At 61.5% G+C, this 21582-nt stretch carries 23 protein-coding genes and 1 tRNA gene; 11 read left to right on the top strand and 13 right to left on the bottom strand.

All coding sequences use genetic code 11. The features are described 5' to 3' along the window. Positions 1 to 64: 64 nt before the first annotated feature. The gene (locus NGM68_RS15760; RefSeq protein ID WP_252699182.1) at positions 65 to 1171 is read right to left on the bottom strand and encodes a Gfo/Idh/MocA family protein; all 1107 of its coding nucleotides are present in this window, start codon (positions 1169 to 1171) and stop codon (positions 65 to 67) included. A 283-nt stretch (positions 1172 to 1454) separates the two neighbouring features. On the opposite strand from NGM68_RS15760, the gene NGM68_RS15755 reads away from it, so the two are divergent. After that, positions 1455 to 2150: a ThuA domain-containing protein gene (locus tag NGM68_RS15755; RefSeq protein WP_252699181.1), complete on the top strand. Its 696-nt coding sequence runs from the start codon at positions 1455 to 1457 to the stop codon at positions 2148 to 2150. Between the two features lie 119 nt (positions 2151 to 2269). Next, positions 2270 to 4030 (top strand): YcaO-like family protein, encoded by a 1761-nt coding sequence (locus NGM68_RS15750; protein ID WP_252699180.1) that lies wholly within the window; start codon positions 2270 to 2272, stop codon positions 4028 to 4030. 46 nt (positions 4031 to 4076) lie between these two features. On the opposite strand, the gene NGM68_RS15745 is transcribed toward NGM68_RS15750, so the two are convergent. From NGM68_RS15745 to paaA, 6 genes are all read right to left on the bottom strand, one after another. After that, positions 4077 to 4556 (bottom strand): hypothetical protein, encoded by a 480-nt coding sequence (locus NGM68_RS15745; protein ID WP_252699179.1) that lies wholly within the window; start codon positions 4554 to 4556, stop codon positions 4077 to 4079. Positions 4557 to 4656: 100 nt separating this feature from the next. Further along, positions 4657 to 4827, bottom strand: a complete 171-nt coding sequence (paaE, locus tag NGM68_RS15740) for a 1,2-phenylacetyl-CoA epoxidase subunit PaaE (protein ID WP_252699178.1) — start codon at positions 4825 to 4827, stop codon at positions 4657 to 4659. Between the two features lies 1 nt (position 4828). Beyond that, positions 4829 to 5359: a 1,2-phenylacetyl-CoA epoxidase subunit PaaD gene (gene paaD / locus NGM68_RS15735; RefSeq protein WP_252699177.1), complete on the bottom strand. Its 531-nt coding sequence runs from the start codon at positions 5357 to 5359 to the stop codon at positions 4829 to 4831. A gap of 30 nt (positions 5360 to 5389) precedes the next feature. Then, entirely contained in the window at positions 5390 to 6247 is an 858-nt protein-coding gene (paaC, locus tag NGM68_RS15730) for a 1,2-phenylacetyl-CoA epoxidase subunit PaaC (RefSeq protein WP_252699176.1), read from the bottom strand. After that, positions 6244 to 6582 carry a 1,2-phenylacetyl-CoA epoxidase subunit PaaB gene (gene paaB / locus NGM68_RS15725; protein WP_252699175.1) on the bottom strand — a complete coding sequence of 113 codons (339 nt, stop codon included), beginning with the start codon at positions 6580 to 6582 and terminating at the stop codon, positions 6244 to 6246. The genes paaC and paaB overlap by 4 nt, the downstream gene beginning before the upstream one ends. Positions 6583 to 6584: 2 nt before the next feature. After that, positions 6585 to 7526 carry a 1,2-phenylacetyl-CoA epoxidase subunit PaaA gene (gene paaA, locus NGM68_RS15720; RefSeq protein ID WP_252699174.1) on the bottom strand — a complete coding sequence of 314 codons (942 nt, stop codon included), beginning with the start codon at positions 7524 to 7526 and terminating at the stop codon, positions 6585 to 6587. 83 nt (positions 7527 to 7609) lie between these two features. Between paaA and NGM68_RS15715 the strand changes: the two genes are divergently transcribed. Both NGM68_RS15715 and NGM68_RS15710 read left to right on the top strand, forming a co-directional pair. Next, positions 7610 to 8248 carry a helix-turn-helix domain-containing protein gene (locus NGM68_RS15715; RefSeq protein WP_252699173.1) on the top strand — a complete coding sequence of 213 codons (639 nt, stop codon included), beginning with the start codon at positions 7610 to 7612 and terminating at the stop codon, positions 8246 to 8248. Between the two features lie 117 nt (positions 8249 to 8365). Then, positions 8366 to 8824, top strand: a complete 459-nt coding sequence (locus NGM68_RS15710) for a response regulator (protein ID WP_252699172.1) — start codon at positions 8366 to 8368, stop codon at positions 8822 to 8824. A 171-nt stretch (positions 8825 to 8995) separates the two neighbouring features. Here the strand turns inward: NGM68_RS15710 and NGM68_RS15705 are convergent, their stop codons facing one another. After that, a complete protein-coding gene (locus NGM68_RS15705) occupies positions 8996 to 9676 on the bottom strand; it encodes a helix-turn-helix domain-containing protein (RefSeq protein ID WP_252699171.1) in 681 nt (226 codons plus the stop codon). Positions 9677 to 9761: 85 nt separating this feature from the next. Here NGM68_RS15705 and NGM68_RS15700 point away from each other — a divergent pair, with 85 nt between their 5' ends. After that, positions 9762 to 11189: a cytochrome P450 gene (locus NGM68_RS15700; protein WP_252699170.1), complete on the top strand. Its 1428-nt coding sequence runs from the start codon at positions 9762 to 9764 to the stop codon at positions 11187 to 11189. 56 nt (positions 11190 to 11245) lie between these two features. Here the strand turns inward: NGM68_RS15700 and NGM68_RS15695 are convergent, their stop codons facing one another. Further along, positions 11246 to 11629 (bottom strand): PaaI family thioesterase, encoded by a 384-nt coding sequence (locus NGM68_RS15695; RefSeq protein ID WP_252699169.1) that lies wholly within the window; start codon positions 11627 to 11629, stop codon positions 11246 to 11248. A gap of 238 nt (positions 11630 to 11867) precedes the next feature. Here NGM68_RS15695 and NGM68_RS15690 point away from each other — a divergent pair, with 238 nt between their 5' ends. From NGM68_RS15690 to NGM68_RS15680, 4 genes are all read left to right on the top strand, one after another. After that, complete coding sequence (locus NGM68_RS15690; protein WP_252699168.1) at positions 11868 to 12644, top strand: hypothetical protein; 777 nt, start codon at positions 11868 to 11870, stop codon at positions 12642 to 12644. 269 nt (positions 12645 to 12913) lie between these two features. Beyond that, complete coding sequence (locus tag NGM68_RS18385) at positions 12914 to 13021, top strand: DUF7333 family protein (protein ID WP_425493580.1); 108 nt, start codon at positions 12914 to 12916, stop codon at positions 13019 to 13021. Between the two features lie 111 nt (positions 13022 to 13132). After that, positions 13133 to 13735, top strand: coding sequence for a superoxide dismutase (sod, locus tag NGM68_RS15685; RefSeq protein ID WP_252699167.1), 603 nt, complete (start codon positions 13133 to 13135; stop codon positions 13733 to 13735). A 125-nt stretch (positions 13736 to 13860) separates the two neighbouring features. Further along, positions 13861 to 14127, top strand: coding sequence for a DUF5827 family protein (locus NGM68_RS15680; RefSeq protein ID WP_252699166.1), 267 nt, complete (start codon positions 13861 to 13863; stop codon positions 14125 to 14127). 31 nt (positions 14128 to 14158) lie between these two features. Here NGM68_RS15680 and NGM68_RS15675 read toward each other — a convergent pair whose 3' ends face one another. After that, the gene (locus tag NGM68_RS15675; protein WP_252699165.1) at positions 14159 to 14737 is read right to left on the bottom strand and encodes an MBL fold metallo-hydrolase; all 579 of its coding nucleotides are present in this window, start codon (positions 14735 to 14737) and stop codon (positions 14159 to 14161) included. Between the two features lie 301 nt (positions 14738 to 15038). Between NGM68_RS15675 and NGM68_RS15670 the strand changes: the two genes are divergently transcribed. Continuing rightward, positions 15039 to 16253: a helix-turn-helix transcriptional regulator gene (locus NGM68_RS15670; RefSeq protein WP_252699164.1), complete on the top strand. Its 1215-nt coding sequence runs from the start codon at positions 15039 to 15041 to the stop codon at positions 16251 to 16253. 89 nt (positions 16254 to 16342) lie between these two features. Next, positions 16343 to 16417 (top strand) — tRNA-Glu (locus NGM68_RS15665). A gap of 70 nt (positions 16418 to 16487) precedes the next feature. Here the strand turns inward: NGM68_RS15665 and NGM68_RS15660 are convergent. The 3 genes from NGM68_RS15660 to NGM68_RS15650 form a co-directional block, all read right to left on the bottom strand. Then, the gene (locus NGM68_RS15660; protein WP_252699163.1) at positions 16488 to 19232 is read right to left on the bottom strand and encodes a DEAD/DEAH box helicase; all 2745 of its coding nucleotides are present in this window, start codon (positions 19230 to 19232) and stop codon (positions 16488 to 16490) included. Then, entirely contained in the window at positions 19229 to 20758 is a 1530-nt protein-coding gene (locus NGM68_RS15655; RefSeq protein ID WP_252699162.1) for a ribonuclease H-like domain-containing protein, read from the bottom strand. The genes NGM68_RS15660 and NGM68_RS15655 overlap by 4 nt, the downstream gene beginning before the upstream one ends. Positions 20759 to 20973: 215 nt before the next feature. Continuing rightward, positions 20974 to 21579, bottom strand: a complete 606-nt coding sequence (locus NGM68_RS15650) for a helix-turn-helix domain-containing protein (protein WP_252699161.1) — start codon at positions 21577 to 21579, stop codon at positions 20974 to 20976. Positions 21580 to 21582 lie beyond the last annotated feature (3 nt).

Below are 21582 nucleotides of genomic sequence, written 5' to 3'. Positions count from 1 at the left end.
TATACAGTGTTTTTCAACGACAAATGCTCTGCGCAATCAGGAATAAAACCGCTGCTGGTTTCCGTTAGTTCGTGCGCTGAACCGGCTCCGCTTCGGATTCGAGACTGACCGACCGGCCGCCTTCGCTCGAGCGGTAGATGGCGTCGATCACCCGCTGTACCGTCAACGCTTCCTCGATGGTGTTCGTCGTCGGTTCGACGCCGGTTTCGATCGTCTCGAGGAAGCGACGATCCTGTTCGTAATGGCCCGTTACCGACGCGTCGCCGGTGAGTTCGGCGTCTGCGTAATGATCACAGCCGGCGGTGCTCGCGCCGATGATCCGGAGGTCGGAGTCGCCGATTTCGAACTGTGCGCCAGCCTCGGTTCCGCGGACGTGGAACTCCATACTCGATTCGCGGTTGGTCGCCCAGCCAGCCTCGAGCGAGATCGTCTGACCGCCCGCACAGCGGATCAGCGCGGTGACGGAGTCGTCGACTTCGTAGGTCTCGGCCTCGGCATTCCAGTTGCTACCAAAGCCATCCGGATCAGCGTAGTCCTCGTCGGTGCCGAAGGTGGTTCGAGCGACGCCCGACACTTCGATCACCTCGGGGAAGTCGAGTGTATAGAGGGCGAGGTCGATAGCGTGCACACCGATGTCGAGCAGTGCACCGCCGCCGGCGAGATCCGGGTTCGTGAACCAGGATCCCGGACCGGGGACACCGCGCCGTCGAACGTAGTTCGCTTCGACGTGGGTCAACTCGCCGAAGCGGCCATCGGCTTTGTACGCATCGAACATCGTTGACGACGCCGCATGCCGATTGTGGAAGCCGACCATACAGATCCCCTCGGCGTCTTCAGCGACTCTCGCAAGCCGTTCGGCGCTCTCGAGTGTGTGTGCAAGTGGCTTTTCGACGAGGACGTGGTGGCCGGCTTCGAGGGCGACGACAGAAATCGGTTCGTGAAACTTGTTTGGCGTCGTGACGACGACAGCGTCGACATCGGCGTCGGCGACGAGCGCTTCGTGGGAGTCGTACGTTTCAGCGTCGAACTCGAGCCCGAACTGTTCTCGCTTTTCAGGTACCAGATCGGCACCCGCGACGATTTCAGCACCCTCCTCGCGCATGTTCGAGGCGTGGAGTTGCCCCATCCCGCCCAGCCCGACGATACCGATGCCAATGTCCTGTTCGATCATACGGTAACCTCCGATTGCCTCGATACAGAGCGTCGAGAGAGTCGATCAATGCTCCATTTCGAGTGGGGTCGATCACGGGGCGGGCGGTTCATAGATGGAAAGGAGGTGGCTAGCAAAATAAGGGTTGTGTCCCGGTTCCTCTAGAGATTCGAACGTATTTTGCGTGAAAGATGATTATCTTTCTGTAAGCGGCCCATTTATTCTGACAAATATGAACTTGCGATCCTGCCAACCCCCGCCGGAACCGGCCCACCTATCACGCAGGGGACGCCAGAGTCAGCCAATGCCTACCGTAACCGTCTGGAACGAGTTCCGACACGAGCAAGACGACGATGAGGTCGCAGCCGTCTACCCAGACGGCATCCACGCGACGATCGCTGACTTTCTCGAGGATGACTATGAGGTACGGACGGCAACCCTCGACGAACCACAACACGGCCTCACCAGCGACGTCCTCGAGGAAACGGACGTCCTCTGCTGGTGGGCCCACCTAGCCCACGACGAGGTCGACGACGACATCGTCGACCGCATCCACGAGCGGGTACTCGAGGGGATGGGACTGATCGTCTTACACTCGGGGCATTACTCGAAGATATTCAAGCGACTGATGGGGACGACCTGTAGCCTCCAGTGGCGTGAGGACGATGGCCTCGAACGGTTGTGGGTAGTCGACCCCGGCCATCCCATCGCCGACGGGTTGGATGAGTACATCGAACTGCCCGAAACCGAAATGTACGGCGAACCGTTCGATATTCCGGAGCCCGATCGACTCGTCTTTACGAGCTGGTTCGAGGGCGGCGAAGTGTTCCGCAGCGGCTGTTGTTACCGTCGTGGCAGCGGTCGAATCTTTTACTTCCGACCCGGCCACGAGACGATTCCAATCTACGAGAACCCGGAGATCCAGCGGGTCATCCGCAACGCCATCGACTGGGCGATGCCGACCGAGGGCGCCCCACGGACGTTCGGGGAGCGCGCGTAAGGCATTGTGAGCAGGGGCAGAATGTGACACCACCGCTCGAGCCGAATTGTTTCGACCACTCGAGCACACCTCGTTCCGAGAACGGCGTGTTTTTTGTCCCCGCGTGAGTGGGTCAGCGTATGGATGTACACGTCGTCGGTGACGACCCTGTCCGCGCAGCGGTTGTCGCCGCTTTCGAAGACGTCGAGTCGGTCACCGTCGTCGATGCTGAACCGGCCGATCTCGAGGACGCCCGTTTTGGCGTCGTAAGCGACGTCGTCCGCGCCGTTCGCTTCGAAGAGGCGAATGTCGCGGCTCGGACGGGCAACACGCCATGGATCGCCGTCGAGATCGGAGGCGCCGGTGGTATGGCACTCGAGGAAGTCGACGCAGCGGTCACGGGCTTTTCGCCTCAGACCGGATGCTTCGAGTGCCTTCGCTCGCGCGTCGCCTCGACGAAGGACGACGAACCCGCCGAAACGCGGCCACGGGCGAACCGCAGCGCGGCCAGACTCGCCGGGGCGATTGCTGGTCGAGAGTGCATTCGGCTGTTCAGCGGCGAGGAGCCGACGATCCTCGGCCAGGTTCGCGAGGTGCCATACGCCAGACGAAACCTGCTTCCAGTTCCCGACTGCACCTGTGCCACGAGCGGACGGGATCGATCGATCGACCAGACTGCCGACGCCTCACTTTCGCTCGAGAACGCCGTCGAACGAGCCGAACTGACCATCGACGACCGCGTCGGGCTCATCGAGACCATCGGCGAACTCGAGTCCTTCCCGCTACCGTACTACCTCGCGACGACGGCCGATACCACGGCGTTCAGCGACGCGAGCGCGCCGACCCAGTCTGCCGGCTGTGCCATCGACTGGAACACGGCACTGATGAAAGCCGTCGGTGAGGGGCTCGAGCGGTACTGCGCCGGCACCTACCGAGACGCCGACTTCGTCCACGCCACCGAAGACGAACTGGAGAACGCCGTCCCACCCACCGACTTACCTCGTCGGGAGGGATCGCCGGCGTACGATCCGGCAGACGAGCACCGCTGGGTCGAGGGGAGGAACCTCGAGACGGGTGAGAAAGCGTTCCTTCCTGCCGCGGCCGTCCAGTTTCCACAACCGGGGGAGGCGCTGGTGCCGTCGATCACGACCGGTCTCGGTCTCGGCTCGTCGATGACCGACGCGCTCATCTCGGGACTCACCGAGGTCGTCGAACGGGACGGGACGATGCTCTCGTGGTACTCGACGTTCGAGCCACTCGGCCTCGAGGTCGACCACGAGGACTTTGTGGCCCTCCAAAAACGAGCCAGAAGTGAGGGGCTAGAGACGACGGCATTGCTGTGTACTCAGGACGTCGATGTCCCCGTCGTCGCCGTCGCCGTCCACCGCGACCTCGAGGTCGAGACAGCCGCATACGACGAGCTCTGGCCCCACTTCGCCATCGGCTCGGCGGCCGCCCTCGACGGCGACCGGGCGGCCGTCAGTGCACTCGAGGAAGCGCTCCAGAACTGGATGGAACTGCGAGGTATCGGCCCCGACGACGCAGACCAGGCCGGTGGCGCGATCGGTGAGTACGGCGCGTTCCCAGAGCGGGCTCGCTCACTGGTCGACGTCGAACCGACGGTTCCAGCCGACAGCGTCGGCCCGAATCCGACACCGACCGGTTCCACGGGACTCGAGAAATTGCTCGAGCGAGTCACCGAGAGTGGGTTGACCCCGTACGCGGCACGGCTGACGACACGCGACGTCGAACGGCTCGGCTTCGAGGCCGTGCGAGTCGTGGTACCGGAAGCGCAGCCGCTCTTTACGAGGGATCCGTACTTCGCCGAGCGGGCCGAAACGGTTCCCGAGGAACTCGGATTCGAGCCACGGCTCGAGCGGGAATTCCATCCGTATCCCTGAGTGTTCCTGACGGGACTATCGATAAAGTGGCCACGAAGGGACTCGATCAGGACTCGGTCGTGTTCGCTTCGTCTGCCTCCTCCTCGAGTTCGTCCTGTTCAGCTTCGGCCTGCGAAATGTCGTCGATGACCTCGAGTTCGAGGTCATCGTCGTGGATACGGATACTCACCAACTGGGTGTCAGCGGAAATTATATCGGTGGCGACGAAGTCCTCGCCCGGCCCGCCGTCCCGCCCGTCGTAGCCATAGCGGGTGACACGGAAGTGCTGGTCGCTTCGCTGGACGTTCTGGGGAGCGACGCGCTCGCCAGGGATCACGTTGAAGCTCTGGTCGTAGGTCTGTCTCCCCGTTCCCTGTTCGTGGGCCTCGACCACGATGTTGTATGGGAGCTCCGCCTCGCTGTAAATCTCTATGGGGGCGTTCGTCCGAAACTCGCCAGTAAAATGATCTCGTACCCCGCTCAGGCAGCCGGCGACGCTTGCGAGCGCGGCGACGCTGGCCGTTTGGAGGACGCTACGACGATTCACGCAAGAACGTAGGAAATGGAGTCTCCTAAGCGTACTGTTTCGGATACTCGAGTGTCACCAGCACCCACACTATTGCTCGAGGGTGACCTGCCGAAATCCGTTACTCGAACTTCTCGAACGGCTGCTCACAGCCCTGACAGTAGTGCATCGACCGGCACAACGAGGGCCCCCTCGGGTGTTCGCGTACGGTATTCGTCGAGCCACAGTACGGACACTCCGCACCGGTTTCGTCGCCGGTCGTCTGCACGCTGGGATCGGTCGTTCGTCGCATGTTAGACACTCAGTCCGAATTCGCGCAGGTCGGTTTTCCCCTGGTCGGTCACCATATCGAGCGACCACTCGGGGCTCCAGACGAGTTCGAGCTCGGCCGAGGCGACGCCGTCGGGCGAGGCCGCTGCTTCTCGTACTTCTTCGGTGAGCATCTTTCGGGCCGGACAGCCGGTGTAGGTGAGCGTCATGATGACGCGAACGTGGGCGTCGTTCTCCGCAGTAGCGCCTGCAGCCGTCTCCTCGTCGCTTGAGTCGGCCTCGAGTTCGACGCCGTAGATCAGCCCGAGGTCGACGATGGAGACGGGCATCTCCGGGTCTTCGACCGCGTAGAGGGCGTCCCAGACGGCGCGCTCGAGGCCTGTGGCGTCCTCTCCGGTCGCCGGGAGGCCGTCGACGTCGCCGCGTTCGACGTACTCGGTGTACGCACAGGGAGTCGCCCCGGCGTCGGCGTCGGGATTGAACGCGACGTCGACGTCGTGACGACCGTCTACGGCGGCCTTCGAGGGGTCAGTGGGTGTTGTGTCGTCGGTCATAGTGATGAAACCTTGGTGGTCGGATCGTCGTTACTCGTCGTCTGGATCTGCCATAATCCGATCCGCGCTCGTACGCCCGAGTTCGCGGTAGGTGTGGGTGAACTCGTCGTAGAGGTCGAACCACTCGTCGGTGTGGGTGCCGTCCCGTCCACGCACCTCGGGGAGGTCGTTCTCCGTCACCTCGTGGCTGTCAGACACCGGCGTCTCGATGCCGAGCGACTCGAGGAAGGGGACGACCGTCTCGAGCCACGTCTCGCCCAGTTCGTCGAGCGACCGGGTTCGGATGCCGTACTCGTCGATACGAGCTTCGAGTTCCGGGTTCACGGGTTCAAACAGCGTCAGCGCGTGCGGGAAGAGCCGGTCGACGGCCGCCTGGACGCGCTCGCGGCCGTCGTCGGTCGACGACAGTCGCTCGAGCCAGTTCGTGGCGTGCTCGCGGTGATACCGCTCCTCGCCCTGCACCTTGCCGACGCGGTCGACGATCCGGGGGTACGCGGAGTCCTCGAGCGCCTCGAGGCGCAGGTGTTCGGCCTCGTCGTACAGGTACGAGCGAACGATGGCGTCGGCCCAGTCACCCGATTCGAACGGGAGTTCGACCAGCGTCGAGTGTTTGAAGTCGGACGGGTCGCGCTCCCAGAGCAGATCGGCCTCCTCGTAGCCGAAGTCCTCGAGTAGGTCGTACCAGAGGCGGGCGTGGCCCAGTTCGTCCTGGGCGATGTTCGAGAGCGCGAGATCGGACTCGAGCGTCGGCGAGCGCACCTGCCACTCGGTGTAGCGTTCGGCGAGGACGAACTCGTCGTCCGCCAGTCGGTAGAGCAGGGCTTCGACGGCTTCGCGCTCGTCGGTCTCGAGGTCGTCGGGTCTCGACAGATGGTCGATAGCGCTCATTGGTTCCCACCCGCGGTGACCTGGTCTCGTTCACGGTCGGCGGTTTCCTGTTCGCGCTGGGACTCGGCAACCTCTTCGGCGAAGGACTCGTCGACGCGATTGTAGGTCATCGCCCATCGGTAGGACTTGTCGGTCGTCCCCCCGAAGTTCGTGTCCTCGGTGTCGACTTCTGCGACCTCCGGTTGTGGGACGACCCAAAGACTGTTGGTCGGTTTCCGCCGTCCGTGCTGGATTTCGGCGAACAGCTTCGCCATCTCGGCGTCTGGCGCGTGTACGTTACCACAGTGGGTGTGGTAGCCACCCGGTTTCTCCTGTCGAAAGACTTCCCAGATCATGTTCAATCAGCCGCCTGTGGGGCGGTTCCCATCGCCGCCTGTTCGTTCTCGTCGAGGACGCTGCGCACCCACTCGACGGCCTCCTGGGTGTCGTGGCGCTTCCCGATCTGTTCGTAGCTCCCGTCGTAGTCGTTTTTGGCGACGGTGAAGAACTCGTCCCAGTCGAGGTCGTCCTCGACGACTTTGTAGGTGCCGTCGTCGCGCTTCTCGATCCGCGGTTCGTCCGGAATCTCGAGTCCGTACTTCTTCGCCTTCGGGATGTATGCCGTCAGGAAGGCGTTTCGAAGCTCGTCATTGCTCATCATCTTGAGCCCGACCTCGCTCGAGAAGTCGTGGTGGGTGCTCTTGTCGTCGGTTGGGCCAAAGAACTGGATGATGCGTGGCCACCACACGTCGAAGGCCTCCTGAACCATCTCCTGTTCTTTCCGCGACCCAGTTGCGAGTTCACGCAGGATGTCCTCGCCGTGTTTGACGTGGAACCCCTCCTCGAAGCAGACCTTGTCCATGGCGTGGGCGTAGGGCTCCCAGCTCGAGCGCTTGAGCGTGGCCTGGCGACGCATCGCCGCGCCGTCGACGAAGAAGCCGATCATCGGCGTCTCGGTCCACTTCTCCATCGGGTAGTGGAAGCAGTTGAGGAACTTCCCCTCGCCGTTGGCCAGTTCGTCGAGCATCTCGTCGCGGGTTTTGATTCCCAGGGATTCGGCCGCCCGGTACAGGAGTTGTCCGTGACCGATTTCGTCCTGTACCTTCGCGGAGAACGCGAGCTTTCGGTCGAGCGACGGTGCCTGTCGGATGAACGGCCGCTCCAGGTACGCGCCCATAATTTCCGAGTTCGCGTGGAACTGGATCATCCGGGTCGCCGCCTTCCGGTACTCCTCGGGGAGGTCGTCTTTCGGACTGAACGCCCGCGGCTCAGCCCGCTGTTTGACCGTCTCGAGATCCATGATCAATTATTCGGGATCGAGTGGCGTACCTGTTAGCCCGCCCATAGGCGGCATTTATATATCAAGCTGCCGTATTTTCGTGCGTGATCGAGGAGTGTCTCGTCGTCGAGTTCGCCGTCACCGGCGACCACTGTCCCCTGGCGGACGCCACGCGGGTGACCGGCCAACGTATCGACGCCCGCCCGCCACAGCGTCGGTCTGACGGTTACACGCTTTTGCGGTGTAGCGGGCCGGCAGAGGGCCGTCTCACCGAGACGCTCGACGACGACGACCGGCTCCGCTACCTGCACGCCTCTCGCTCCGATGGCCGAATCAACTACCGGTGTCTGTCCCGTCACCCCTGTATCGTCCACGCGCTGATCGACGCGGGTTTCCTCGTCGATTCGATCCAGTACGACGGCGGCGAGGAACGCTACACCGGGGCCGTCGTCGGCCACAACGTCCTCGAGGGTGTCCTCGAGGCCGCCGGCGAAACGGTTGGCGTGACCCTCGAGCGAATTTATCCGCTCGGCGACGAGGACGAGCGAGCGGTCGCTGGCCGATGGGATCTCACGCCCGCACAGGAAGCGGCCCTCCGGGTCGCCTACGAAATGGGGTACTTCCAGGTACCAAAAGCCGTTACCGCCAGCGAGGTCGGAGACGAGTTGGGAATCGGAAAATCGGCGTTCCTCGAACGACTGCGGCGGGGTCAGGCTGCGATGTTTGGGCAGATTTTTGGGTAGGTGAGACAGACGGTGGACTCTCTGGCTCCGATCACCTGGTCCTCACTGGAGACCGAACCAAAATAATTGGGCAAAGTTGGTTTGGGTACATTGTTCTATATTCGATACAAGATTGGTGTGGATACGTACAGACAACGTAGTGACCGAACCTACGACGTTCTTCTCGTCGAACCGGAACCGGATAGCATTGCTGGGCTCGTTAGATCGTTCGAAGCGACAACGCTTACGAACAACATCACGGTGGTTCACACCAGTAGCGAGGCCTTCGACTTTATCAATCAGCGAGGGAACTATTCGGAGACACCGCAACCGGATCTGGTGCTTCTCAACCTCGATTTGCCCGACGCGAGTGGAACCGAACTCCTCGCCGAACTCAAAGATCGCCCCGGCTGCAGACACATCCCTGTGCTTGTGCTCACGGAATCGGGCGAAACGTCGGATGTAAACCAGGCGTACGAGCGCTTTGCGAACGCCTACCTGCAAAAGCCGGAGACGGCTGACGAGTTCGATCAGCTTGCTCGAGCAATCGAGGAATTCTGGCTCAAACTCGCCCACCTCGCCCCAAAGCGAACGTGATATTCTCTCGATCTGAAGACGGTGAAACCCGAGTACTGGGCTAAAGTGCTACCCTCGTGGAACTCTGTCTGTGCTCCAACGTGGCGCTCTCCGATACGTGGAGCAGTGGGTCATTGCGATGGAACGCCGTTCAGCACTGCGCCTGGAGGCGACGTTCCGTGGCTACCTGTGTCACCGCCGTTCCGGCCCACTATATCGCCGAAAGACCCGTTCGAGAAGCGCCCGTTCGGCTCGTCGAAGCGTCACCGATGCGCTGCTTTCGGCGACCTCGAGTTCCTCGGCTACGTCCGCGAGCGAGGCCCGTCGGGGCACATCGTAATACCCACACTCGAACGCCGCCAGCGCGACCTCGAGTTGTCGATCGGTGAGGCTGTGAGCGAGGGCACCACCGCGTCGATCGAACCGGCCGACTTCCTCGACGTGGACGCCAATCTCGGGTGGCATGTCCTCGAGCAGTTGCTGTAAGTCGACTCCCTCACCGACGATCGTCAAACCCATCCTCGCCCGGTCGTCGAACCGCACTGGTGGCACGACGACCAGGTTCCGCTCGCTGAACGCCGCCCGCCAGCTCGCGTCTTCCGAGCGGGTCTCCTGGCAGACGTAGAGGTGGAAGGCACCGTCGTCGATAGGGGCAATCGTGTACGACCGGACGGAGTCGACGGCGTCGAGTGCCGGTCGATAGCGCTCGAGGTCGGCCTCGACGTAGAACAGTTCGTACTCGAGATCCCGCTCGTCGAGGATCGTCCAGGCGAGCAGTTCCTCGCACGCCACGACGTCCGTCTGCCGGATGAACAACTGCATCGGATGCAACATCCAGTCGGGTTGATCGAGCCAGACGTCGAGGTAGCGCATCGTCCTCTGACACGGCCGGCTCACATAAAAGTGGTCTAGGCTCTTCGACCAAATTTCGAAGGTGATACCGCACGTACACGTTCGTATGACCTCCCGACCCCAAAGCAACGTCGACGGCCCAGCGGGGGAGTCGACGAACAACTCGAGCGATCCACCGCACTCGAGTGGACAATCCGGTGGCGTGCCGCCAGGGCCCGATGGGCTACCGATCGTCGGAAATACCCACTCCATCATCCGGGAACCGTTCGCGTTTTTGGACGAATTACACGGCTACGGCGACGTCGTCCGCTATCGGATCCTCGGTAACACCGTCACCGCGCTGTTTCACCCCGATTACGTCCAGCGGGTACTCGTGGAGGAGCCCGAAACGTTCGAGCGGTACCTGTTCGCCGACCAGGGCTTCGACTTCGCCCCCGAGGGGATTCTGTTCACCCAGGGCGAGCAATGGCGGACGCAACGTCAGCTCATGCAACCCGCGTTCACCGTCGACCGCATTCGCTCCTATACCGACACGATGGCTCGATACGCCGAACAAACTGCCGACTCCTGGGAAACGGGCGACGAGATTGTGCTGAATCGGGCGTTCTCGAGGCTCACGCTCCGAATCCTCACGAACGCGCTGTTCGACCTCGACCTCGAACCCGGTGAGAGCGACGCTGTCACACGAGCTGCCCAGTTGATCAACGAGCAGAGCAACTCCCGAAGTGTCGCCGGGTTCCTGCCCGAGTGGGTGCCGACGCCGGGTAATCGACGCTATCACCGAACGCTCGAGGCGTACCGCGACCGGGTCGATACGCTGATCGAGGAGCGGCGAGCGGACGCCGCGGGAACCGAGGAACCCGGCGACGACCTCCTGTCAGTGCTCGTCCATCACGCCGAATCGAACGGGGGCGCTCTCACCGAACGCGAGATCCAGGACAACCTGATCACATTCACCTTCGCCGGCCACGAGACGACTTCGCTGGTGCTCACCTACGCGTTCTACCTGCTCACCCAGCACGACGACGTCCGACGGCGACTCGAGGCCGAACAACAGGCGGTTCTCGGCGGCGCGACGCCGACGTTCGAAGACGTCACTCGACTCGAGGTCACAGATCGCGTACTGCAGGAAACGATGCGGTTGTACCCACCGGCGTACATAATCTTCCGCAAGCCGACCCGCGACGTCACCATCGGCGGTTACGACGTGCCCGAAGGGACGGTACTCTCCCTGCCGCAGTACCGAATTCACCGCGACGAACGGTTTTACGACGAGCCGGAGGCGTTCCGTCCGGATCGCTGGCGCGAGGAGTGCGTGAACGACCGACCGGAGTACGCGTACTTCCCGTTCGGCGGCGGTGCTCGCCACTGTATCGGGATGCGCTTTGCGATGCTCGAGCTCAAAGTAGTGCTCACCACCCTCTTGCAGCGGTTCGACCTCGAACTGGTGAGCGACCCCGACCTGGCGCTCTCTCCCGGGGCGACCCTCCAGCCAGCCGATGACGTTCACGTGCGCTTGACTGAACGAACGTAGGTCGTCTGTTCGTTGCCGTCGAACGCAGGTCGTCTATTCGGCGACAGTACGCTTCCTTACCCCGTCTTGTACACGCCTCGAGCGTCCGCGATCAACGTATCGTCCTCACTGTACACCTCGACGTCAACGACGCCGACGTCGCCGCCACACCGGACGACGTCCGCCTCCGCGTAGAGGTCGCCCGTCCCAGCCGAGAGGTAATCGATCCGCATATCGATCGTCGGTACCGGCTGCTCGACTTCGGAGACGAGGGCCGCGCCACCGACGGTGTCCGCGAGCGTGAACGTCACGCCGCCGTGAGCCATCAGTCGGTCGGCGTTCCAGGAGAGATCCTCACGCATCTCGAGACGCCCCTCGGCGTGGCCGTCGGCGGCTTCGGTGACCTCGACACCCAGCAGGTCGGCGAACGGCATCTCCTCGAAGAATGACTCGATGTCCATACGTCAGGGTGATCCGGGAACACGCTTAAACGATGTGGATAGTCGACCAAAGTGGACTCGAGCGTCGATGGTGAGATACGCGGGAGTCGGTCAACGCTCGAGCAGCGAGAGCCTGCAATTTGAGCGACCCGAGTCGGATCCCCGTTGCCTCGTTGATTCCAGTACAATCGCGAACATCACCTCGAGCGGACAGTTCCAAGGAGGAAAACTTACGGTAACACAGTATTTTGGATTGGGTATGTCTACCCACGCACGCAACCGTGGCGGCGGTGGGCTCGTCGCCGCGATCAAAGTCGATCTGGCGCGGTTACACGGGGCGTGGATGGAACTCATCTTCCCCCGTCAACGCGGCCGTGGCCACTCCGTCATGGGCAAGTGGAAACCGGAGACGATCCCACAGAAACTCGGCTACCACCTCTGGAGCCTGTTCGGAGCCCTCGGCCTGCTCATCGTTTATCCGCTCACCGTCATCGGGCTCGCAACCCGCTTTTACGCCTCCAAACTCGACTCGACGCAAACCCGACTTGGTATCGTCGGCGTCACCGGTATCGCGCTGGTCGGCTGGGGGTTGCTCACGATCGTCTGGGGGGTCATGTCCTACATGGAGCAGGTCGATATCCCCGTCGACGCCGTCCTCGCCGTGGCCGCAGCGAGCGGGGTCGCCGTGGTTTCGACCGCCCTCGCCGCGACGTGCTCGAAGTTCGGCGGACGCGCGCTTTCGGTGATCCTCGCGTATCCGTTCGCGATGACCGCACTGTTCTTACCGCCAGTCGTCGCCGCCCTCGTTACGCCGTCGCTCGAGCCGTACGTGCTCGATCCGAGCTACGACCTCGCCGTCTGGCTGCTCGACACGGTGTTCGTCGTCGGCGACCTCAACCAGTACCTGCGTGACAACTACCAGCTCGAGGGTGCCGCGTACGCGGCGATGTGGATCGGCTTTTCGTTCCCGGTCGGCTGGTTCCTCGGGACGATGGTGTCGCTCGCGAACGTCGTCCGACCGTCTGGCGACGCCTGATACTGTCGGACAGTTCTAATCGAAGATCAGTCGCGCTACTGGCCGTCCCCGCGGGTGACGGCCGCGAATTCGCAATCGACTTCTCTCCGATTTCTGTCAAACAACACGAACGACGATCCCGCTTTTTCGTTTCCCGACACATCCGATACTCTTCGACACGTTCTCCCCGTCGCGTTCGCTCTGGCACTCGAGTTTGATCTGCCGAAAACGGTCGCCGCGTGCGTGCTGATCGTCGCCGCCGTCGGGGCGTTCGTGACGGTGCCGATGGCATGACGACTGACACCGTTCTGACGATGGCAATGCCCTCCACGACCATCTTCGGCGTCGTCTTACCCGTCATCAGCATCAATCACGGCGAGTACCTGGCGACCCGCTGAGTCGGTTGCCCGGCAAAACCACCTTCCAGCGACAACATTATGCGCCATGGTAGCGTTTCACTCCTCAATATTTAACAGGTTAGGCCGCGATTGCTCAATCGGTGTTTCCGAATGACTGATCACGAACTTCCACCACTTCCATACGATTACGACGCACTCGAGCCATCGATCTCCGAACAGGTCGTCACCTGGCACCACGACACGCACCATCAGGGCTACGTCAACGGCCTGAACGCGGCCGAAGAGACGCTCGCGGAAAACCGCGAGTCCGGCGACTTCGGTTCCACCGCCGGCGCGCTCGGCAACGTCACCCACAACGGCTGTGGTCACTACCTCCACACGCTGTTCTGGGAGAACATGTCACCAAACGGTGGCGGCGAGCCCGAGGGCGATCTCGCCGACCGCATCGAAGAGGACTTCGGCTCCTACGAAGGATGGAAAGGCGAGTTCGAAGCCGCCGCGAGTGCCGCCGGCGGCTGGGCGCTGCTCGTGTACGACCCGGTTGCAAAGCAACTGCGCAACGTCAAGGTCGACAAACACGACCAAGGCGCGCTGTGGGGATCCCACCCCATTCTGGCCTGTGACGTCTGGGAGCACTCCTACTACTACGACTACGGCCCAGACCGTGGCAGCTTCATCGATGGGTTCTTCGACGTCATCAACTGGGATTCCGTCGACGAGCAGTACCAGAAGTGTCTCGACCACTTCGAGTAAGCGACGAGTCGTTCACCTTCACATTTTTGTGGCGGCCGTGGCTCGAGCGGTCGCGCTGGCGCGCACCTCCGCTGTACCTGCACGAAATCCACACCGTTTAGCCAGGCGCCGTCGTACGTCAAGCCATGCCCGTCCCGAAGGATGAATTCGACCGGCTCCCACCGTGTGACTTCTACACACCAGACGAGCTCCTCGAGTCCGATCACATGTACACCGTCTACGAGATTGCCCGACTGCTCCAGGGACTCGACCCCGACGCGGAAATCGATCGGGAGACAGAGGACATCTTACTCGACTGGGCGATCCCCTGGATCATGACGAACGCGAACGACCTCGTCGTCGCGGAGCCGCGAACGGACGAGGAACCCGGATACTACGGTCTCAAGCCGTAGTGATTGCGACGCGCCAGATACTCACTCACAGCTACATCTGGCGAGCCATCCGACTCGCCAGTTCGACGTGGTCGTACGGCTGTGTGGTGACGCTCGGGCCGTGACCGGTGTGCAGCGCCGTGAGGTTCTCGTCGACCAATTTGAGGACGCGATCGATGCTCTCGAACAGGGCTCCTCGATCCCCTTCCGGGAGGTCGGTTCGACCGAACCCACCGTTCTGGAAGATTAAATCACCGGCAAACAGGATGTTCGGCTCGGCGGCGTACAGACAGAGGTGATCGTCTTTGTGCCCGGGTGTGTGCAGGGCAACGTACTCGTGATCACCGAGTCGAACTGTCGATTCGTCCGCGATCTGATGGTCGACGCCGTCGACGTCTGGATCGTAGCCCCACACGTCGACGTCGAACGCCTCCGTGACCGCAGCGAGATTCCCCACGTGGTCGGGATGGGTGTGAGTGAGGACGACGGCCTCGAGTGAGTCCGTCCGCTCCCGTATCCGGGAGACGACGTCGAAATTCGCGCCAGTATCGACGAGCACGGGTCGCTCGCCCGTTACCAGAAAGGCATTGCTCGTAAAGACCTGCTCTCCCGCAGCGAGGTTATGGATCATCGCTCGACGGTACGGCTCTTGGAGGTTTGTGCGTATCGACACACTGGTGAGTGTCCATAAGTCGTTCCGTAACCAGTTGTTTCGGCACTCGAGATCAGTGGGATTTGGCTCCCGTCCCATTCGAGAGTCATACCGCCAATCCGTTCCCCTGATGCGGATAGCACACCTCGAGACCACGACAGTGGCAACCGACCACCGACAGCGCTCGTCTAGAGTGTCTACGACCGACCACACGACACCGTTTACAACCCAAAGCTGGATTCACAAGGTCTTTTAGGAAGAGCACGTAGGAAGCACACGAATGAATAGGTCGGCTCTCGTCGGAGGTGTCCTCGTCGTCGCCCTCATGCTCCTCGTGGCTGGTATGGGCAGCCCGCTGCTCGCCACGGACGTTCGGGCCGCCGACGGCGATCGGTTCGGATCTTCCACTCCATTTGCGACCGAAACTACCGACGAGCAGACCACAGCGGCGTCCTATAGAAGCGGCATTTCCGCTACGTCGACCGGCAATTTCGACTCGACGACCTTTACGATCACCGTTCACGAAGACGGGTCTGCAACGTGGACGTTTCGCTACGAACGGGATTTTGTCGGTAATGATAGCGAGGAAGAAGAAGAAGCGTTCGAGGACGCCTTCGAAGACTTCGAATCCGAGGAAACTGAGCTCTACACGCGATTCATCGACCAAGCTGAAAGCCTGGTAAGCATCGGAACCGCCGAAACCGACCGCGAGATGGAAGCCACAAACTTCAACCGGTCTGCGGCCGTCGAACAACGCCTCAACAGAATTGGTGTCGTCGAAATGTCCTTCACCTGGACGAACTTCGCACAGGTCGAAGACGACGAAATTATCGTCGGTGACGTCTTCGATGGGGCTTTCAACATCGCGTCCGACCAGGATCTCGTCATCGAATCTGACTCGGGGCTAACCTTCAGCCAAATGCAACCCGACGGCGAATTCAACGGCGCCTCGCTCGAAGGGAGTTCCTCGATAACCTGGCAAGGTCCGTTCCAGTTCCTCGACGGCCAACCGCGTGTCGTCCTCGAGCGAGACGCTGCCAGTTCCAACGAAGCCGCCGGTTCGGTCATGGAGCGATTCACGGACGCCTCGAGTCTCTGGCTGGTTCTTGGAGCCGTGCTCCTCGTAGGTATCACACTGACCGCTATCGCCGTGGCGGCGAGACGATACGACCAGTCTGGGGCTGACGAGTCGGATACCGTTGACGAACAATCGGCCACGGCCGACGCGGCAGCGACCCCGACAGCCGATCCAATTCCAGACGACGAACTGCTGAGCGACGAGGATCGCGTGGTCTCGCTGATACGGGACAACGGTGGCCGCATGAAACAGGTCAACATCGTCGACGAGACGGGCTGGTCGAAATCCAAGGTGAGCATGCTGCTCTCGGAGATGGAATCCGACGGTACCATCAGCAAACTTCGAGTGGGGCGTGAAAACATCATCAGCCTCGAGGGCTTCGAACCCGAAGCGGCGAAGTCTCCCTACGAAGAGTAGGCAGGCCGAACCGTGCCACGGGGACGCAGTCCAGGTTCGAAACGGAACGCTTAAACAGTCCTCGCAGCAACCATAGAGTGTACGACACCGCTCCGTTGGTGTAGTCCGGCCAATCATATTGCCCTCTCACGGCAATGACCAGGGTTCGAATCCCTGACGGAGCATTTCATTCTTACGCAATCATATGATTTAGACCGTTAGCGTCCGGTAGTTAATCGCGCGACGCCAGGGAAATCACGAGTAGTACAGCGTCGGCCGTCGCTCACCACCGTATTTGTCCGGCAGATACGCCTCGAGGTCGTCACGATCGGCCTCACCGAGGAGGTGCTCGAGGACGTCCACGGCGGAAGCTCTGAGGAGCGGTTTGTTATCGTTGCCGCAGTTTTCGTCGAACGTACAGGCTGGACACCCGTTGGGCTGTCCGCACTGACACTGTGTGAGCTGCTCCCGGGCGCGTTCGGCGAGGGCTTCGAAGTTGTCGTAAATAGCGCGGGCGAATCCAAGTCCGCCGTCGACGCCGTCGTAAATAAACCAGCCCGAAGCCGTCTGTCCACCGACCTCCTGGGATCGCTGCTCGAGGGCGGCCATGGCGGCTTCGAAGGACTCACCGATCGAGTCGGCGATATCGTCGTATTCGGAATGGGCGTAGTGTGTGTCCATAATCAGCGTTGCTAACCCGCCCAGATCGTTCGTATCGACCCTGAGCTCGAGTGGTGCCGTCTGGATCGTCGCGTGTTCGGCGGCGTGCAATCCGGCGACGTATCCGAGATGGACAACCTGTGCCTGATCCGGATCCACACCGGTCTCGATGCCGTAGTCTTTGTATTTTCGGATGAGGGCCGCTTCAATTTCACCGGGAACCTCGAGCCAGCACAGCTGGGTATTCATCAGGATCGGCGGGGTGTCAGTCGGAATCATCTGTTGCTTTGGCTCGCTGTTGCCGATGTGCATCTCGTCGTAGGCGTGGTGATGGACTAACACCGTTCCGCGACCGAAGTGAAGGGTGAACCCGTTGATCTCTCTGGATCGCTCGGACGTAGCGTCCAGTACGTTGACCTTGTTTCGAGATTGGGTGTAGTACCCACAATCGACCGGCTCGAGTTCGATGACGGGCTGGGGTCGGTTGTCATCGACAGTGACCACTTCGAACTGCTGGCCGTGTTGCAGTCTGACAGCGCCCTCGTGATAATCGCGGTAGGCACGATTTCGGTTGACTGGTTCCAGGTCGAGGTCGTCGGGGATGCCCCAGCGCTCACAGTCCACGTCGTCGGCCAGTTTGAGCTGGTAGTCCGTGCCGGTGGTTCCATAGAGGTTGACACGGGTCTGTGGCCGCCCGGGGCCGCTGTAGTGGACGGCAGCGTCGAGGTAGCCGTCGACGAAACCGGCTTCACGCCACATTTTGACGGCCGCCCGCAGCCGATCCTCGTCGGCGAATGTATCGATATCCGCCTCGTCGAGCGCGATCTCGTCAGCGGCACACAACACGTGGGTGGCGAAGACGGCATTGTTCGAGGTATCGACGACGGCGTCTTCGACGTCAGTTTCGAGCAAGTACTCCGGATTGTTCAGAACGTACTGATCGAGGGTGCGATGATCTCCGACCATGACGGCGAGGCTGCGGCTGGCTCCGCGCCCTGCACGGCCGATACGTTGCCAGAACGCCTGTCGCTGGCCTGGATACCCCATCAACACGGTCGCATCGAGGCTTCCGATATCGATGCCGAGCTCGAGCGCGGAGGTCGTTGCCAGGCCGGTGAGTACCCCGGTTTTGAACTGCTGTTCTCGAGAGTGGCGTGTACGGCGTCCGAGCCCCGCGTTGTACGCCGCATAGTCCGCGGGACTCGACCGACCGTACGCTCGAGAAGTGGAGCGCCGATGGTCAGTCGCTCGTTGAACACTGAGTTCGGTGAGTTTGCGGCTTGGACAGAACAGCAACGTCCGAACGTCAGATGCGGTGAGGTGATCGAAGATTTTCGGGGCCTCGACACTTGCGGACACGCGTTCGGTGATGAACTCCTCGTCAGGATCTGCCAACACCTCATCTTGCCCTTCGTCCGTCTCGTCCTCGAGTTCGGGTGATAGCGGGAACTCGTCCGACGTGTCATCCTGCGTCGTCTCTCGCGGTGGTGGGTTCCAGAGGACGATATCACGCGGCCCGTGGGGTGAACCATCCTCGTCGACGACGGTTACGGGCGCGTTGATCAGTTCCTCGGAGTGCTCCCGTGGATTACCGATCGTTGCCGAGGTGAGAACGTACTGTGGATTGCCACCCCAGTAGTCGGTTACGCGCTGGATCCGACGTAGGATCCACGCGACGTGCATCCCTTCGACCCCGGTGTAGGTGTGCGATTCGTCGATAGCGACGAGATCGAGTGCGCTGTAAAACCGGCTCCACCTGTCGTGGTGTTCGAGATAGACGTTGAGTCCGGCAAAGTTGGTGAGGATGACGTCCGCCTGCTCGCGGATTGCACGGCGATCACCCGTCGTGTCGCCATCGTACATCCGGACGCGAACGTCGAGTCCGAGTTGGTCGTACAGGTCCTCGAGCGCTTCGTGCTGGTCTTTCGTCAGTGCTTTCATCGGATACACACACAGTACGGTCGATGCAGTGTTGCCGGTACTCGCACGAGACCCGTCGGCGTTGAGGACTCCGGCCTCGAGGAGATTTCGGGCGATCTGCAGGCCGTAAATATGCGTCTTTCCGCTGGACGTCGACGTCGTGACCGTGACGTTCTCGCCGTCCTCGAGTGCCTCCAGGGCGTCGGCCTGGTGGCTGAACAGGTCGTACGGATACGGGTCTGCGAGTGTGGAATCCAACACATCGCTCGCTGGGACGGTGTCAGCCGGTTTCGCGGGGAGTTCGATGCGGTCGATGTACTCCGATTCCGGAGTGAGGGTGGTGCGAGGGAACGTTTCGATGAGGGCTGTTCCTGCGACGTCGCTCCGAGTACTCGCGTCGGTCGTGTGTTTATCGGTCATGGGTGGAAATCTGTGAGTCCGGCCTGTTGCCCGTCAGCGCCACCAGCCCCACTGTCAGTCATATCTCGTCGTGGCGCCTCTGTAATAGCCTTGTAGACGTACCAGAGCGCCCGGCAATCGTCTTCACAGTAGGTTCTGTGGCGCTCCCAGTCGGGTTCGGTCTCTGGATCGGCTGGATTTCGCATGAACGCCTGGTAGGCGGCGGCCGTCTGTGCGCCCGTCAACCCAGTTGCTGAAGCGTCGTAGCCGATGGCTCGAGCGACGTGATCGAGTTTGTTCGTTCGACCGGGGAGCAAGGCGTTCCCATCACGAACCGCCCACTTGTACAGGTCGTATTTCCAGAGGTCGTCCCACGCGTCGAGATACTCGGGGAGGAGCTGGGTGAGAAACTGCCGAATGTATCGGTAATCGAAGCGGTGCCCGTTCCAGGTCAGGATGGTTCGGTCACGGTGATTGGCGAGTAGCCAGATGACGAACGCTTCGAGCACTGGCTGTGGATCCTCGGGATGGTTTTTCTCGATGAACGTCTGGTGACTGTCCGTCGCCGGATCATACACGCCAATCTGCCAGATGATGGTTGGCGAGAGCCCATCGGTTTCGATATCGAGACAGAGCGGTGGGCGATCGTCGCGGGTTTTGACCGGCCTCTTATTCGTTAGCACGAGTGGCTCACTCGAGTCGATGACGTCGGCGTGGGCATGGATTTTCTCAGCGGTTGTCCGCCCAATTCCTGGGAGTTCGACGAGATCACTGACTGCGAGATCGAGGATATCCCGTGTCGTTTCACAGCCGTGCGTTCGCAACCGGTCTGCAGTCGCTTCGCCAACGCCGTACAACGCTTTGAGTCCGAACTGATCGGAATCGACGGCTTCCGCAGCGACGCTCCCATGGGTCGTACAGGTACACTGTGCGAACATCGAACCGTCTCGATCCGCTGCACCGAGCCCGGCAATCGGTACCCGTACTGATGAGTCAGCGTGTGTAAGCGACCACTCGTGGGCGTACGTTGCTGGCTGGCCGCCGACTAGGACAGTGACTGGTTCGGGGAGCATCGCGCTGATCGTCACCAGTTCCTGGGCGTTTGGAAGGGTCGTGGAGAGCGTCGTCGTGTCCCACTCGACGGCGAGTTCAGGAACGATCAGGAACGTCCCAGCGTCGCTGCCCGTCTGTCGTTCGCCCGTTGTGAGTTGTCTCGCAAGATCGGAGAGGACATCGCGGCTCTGTACGGCGAGAAAATCCATCGTTTCTGCCGGGGGGCGCTCGTCGGATGCTTCGTGAACACCTGCATCTGGGCTGGATCGATAGTGGTGGATACGGGTACCACCGGTGCCGAGTTGTGGATGGACGATGGGAAGATCCGGTGCCGCCTCTCGAGCGGTCGCGTACGCGATCGGATTGCGAGCCCCGGGAACCGCGACCAGATCCGGTGTGAAGTACCTGACTGCGTCTCGAACCGCATGTTGAGAGACACACTCGAGCGTCGCTTCCGGAAGGGCTAGCAACGCCACCGAGTGACCGACCGTCATTATCGTATAGTGATTCTCACCGACGGTGAATAAGGATGTCTTCACCGGAGTGAAACTGAAACTAGTGGCCAGAAATGGGTGGCCACGATTCGGTGTGAGCAAACACCCTATTCAGGGAGAAGTGATAACTACAACGCGACTGAACGAGCCCAGAGCCAGAGACGCGAACGCAGTTCGGAATCGGACGCTGAGAAGCGACGAATCGCGTTCCGGATCTACCGGCCGCGTACGTCCGTCCGATCGGGAAACGGGGACTCGAGCGCCGTCGGCCCGGCGACGTCGTGATTCTCGGCGAGTTCTTTCGCCGAAATGTCCCTGGGCCACCCGTAGTACCCTTCCTCGAGCGCCGACAGGAGGTAGGTCGTCTGCCTGGGCGAGAGATCCGCCCGGATCTCGTCGACGACGTCGTGGCTCACGGTGGTGTCGGGTTCGTAGTCGACGACGCGGCGGACGTCGACGTCGGCAACCGCCTCGAGATCGGCGATAGACCGACTGATCGCCGATCCATCCGCGAGCAACGTCCAGTGTTCCCGCTCGTCGGCGATTCGAATCTCTCCGACGGGCGTGAGCGAGGAGGCGACGATCGTCGCGTAGATCGACGCTTCGGCATCGTAGCGGATGTGAATCCGAAGATAGCCGTTCCCAGACTCGAGGACGTCGGTGGCCCTGACCGTCGGATACGCCATTGCACTGTCGCCTGCGCCCCGTAAATCGTGTTCGTCCGCACTGATGACGACCGTCGCGAGAATGTCGGTTCCATCCGGACAGATGTCGGTCACGACGAGTTCGACGTCGGGCCGGTCGCGCGTGAGCTCGAGCATCCA

Origin of the sequence: Natronosalvus vescus (genome assembly GCF_023973145.1) — an archaeon.
Taxonomy (GTDB): domain Archaea; phylum Halobacteriota; class Halobacteria; order Halobacteriales; family Natrialbaceae; genus Natronosalvus; species Natronosalvus vescus.
Note: the sequence above shows the minus strand (reverse complement) of the source record. Positions and strands in the feature narration are given on the sequence as shown.

Excerpts from the sequence above, each read along its gene's own strand:
- NGM68_RS15650 (WP_252699161.1), bottom strand. The coding sequence starts at position 21,579 with ATGCTCGAGCTCACGCGCGACCGGCCCGACGTCGAACTCGTCGTGACC.
- NGM68_RS15705 (WP_252699171.1), bottom strand. The coding sequence starts at position 9,676 with ATGCGCTACCTCGACGTCTGGCTCGATCAACCCGACTGGATGTTGCAT.
- NGM68_RS15655 (WP_252699162.1), bottom strand. The coding sequence starts at position 20,758 with ATGACGGTCGGTCACTCGGTGGCGTTGCTAGCCCTTCCGGAAGCGACG.
- paaA (WP_252699174.1), bottom strand. The coding sequence starts at position 7,526 with ATGGATCTCGAGACGGTCAAACAGCGGGCTGAGCCGCGGGCGTTCAGT.
- NGM68_RS15675 (WP_252699165.1), bottom strand. The coding sequence starts at position 14,737 with ATGATCCATAACCTCGCTGCGGGAGAGCAGGTCTTTACGAGCAATGCC.
- paaC (WP_252699176.1), bottom strand. The coding sequence starts at position 6,247 with ATGAGCGCTATCGACCATCTGTCGAGACCCGACGACCTCGAGACCGAC.
- NGM68_RS15670 (WP_252699164.1), top strand. The coding sequence starts at position 15,039 with ATGAATAGGTCGGCTCTCGTCGGAGGTGTCCTCGTCGTCGCCCTCATG.
- sod (WP_252699167.1), top strand. The coding sequence starts at position 13,133 with ATGACTGATCACGAACTTCCACCACTTCCATACGATTACGACGCACTC.
- NGM68_RS15700 (WP_252699170.1), top strand. The coding sequence starts at position 9,762 with ATGACCTCCCGACCCCAAAGCAACGTCGACGGCCCAGCGGGGGAGTCG.
- paaB (WP_252699175.1), bottom strand. The coding sequence starts at position 6,582 with ATGATCTGGGAAGTCTTTCGACAGGAGAAACCGGGTGGCTACCACACC.
- NGM68_RS15695 (WP_252699169.1), bottom strand. The coding sequence starts at position 11,629 with ATGGACATCGAGTCATTCTTCGAGGAGATGCCGTTCGCCGACCTGCTG.
- NGM68_RS15755 (WP_252699181.1), top strand. The coding sequence starts at position 1,455 with ATGCCTACCGTAACCGTCTGGAACGAGTTCCGACACGAGCAAGACGAC.
- NGM68_RS18385 (WP_425493580.1), top strand. The coding sequence starts at position 12,914 with ATGACGACTGACACCGTTCTGACGATGGCAATGCCCTCCACGACCATC.
- paaD (WP_252699177.1), bottom strand. The coding sequence starts at position 5,359 with ATGACCGACGACACAACACCCACTGACCCCTCGAAGGCCGCCGTAGAC.
- paaE (WP_252699178.1), bottom strand. The coding sequence starts at position 4,827 with ATGCGACGAACGACCGATCCCAGCGTGCAGACGACCGGCGACGAAACC.
- NGM68_RS15680 (WP_252699166.1), top strand. The coding sequence starts at position 13,861 with ATGCCCGTCCCGAAGGATGAATTCGACCGGCTCCCACCGTGTGACTTC.
- NGM68_RS15760 (WP_252699182.1), bottom strand. The coding sequence starts at position 1,171 with ATGATCGAACAGGACATTGGCATCGGTATCGTCGGGCTGGGCGGGATG.
- NGM68_RS15690 (WP_252699168.1), top strand. The coding sequence starts at position 11,868 with ATGTCTACCCACGCACGCAACCGTGGCGGCGGTGGGCTCGTCGCCGCG.
- NGM68_RS15660 (WP_252699163.1), bottom strand. The coding sequence starts at position 19,232 with ATGACCGATAAACACACGACCGACGCGAGTACTCGGAGCGACGTCGCA.
- NGM68_RS15750 (WP_252699180.1), top strand. The coding sequence starts at position 2,270 with ATGGATGTACACGTCGTCGGTGACGACCCTGTCCGCGCAGCGGTTGTC.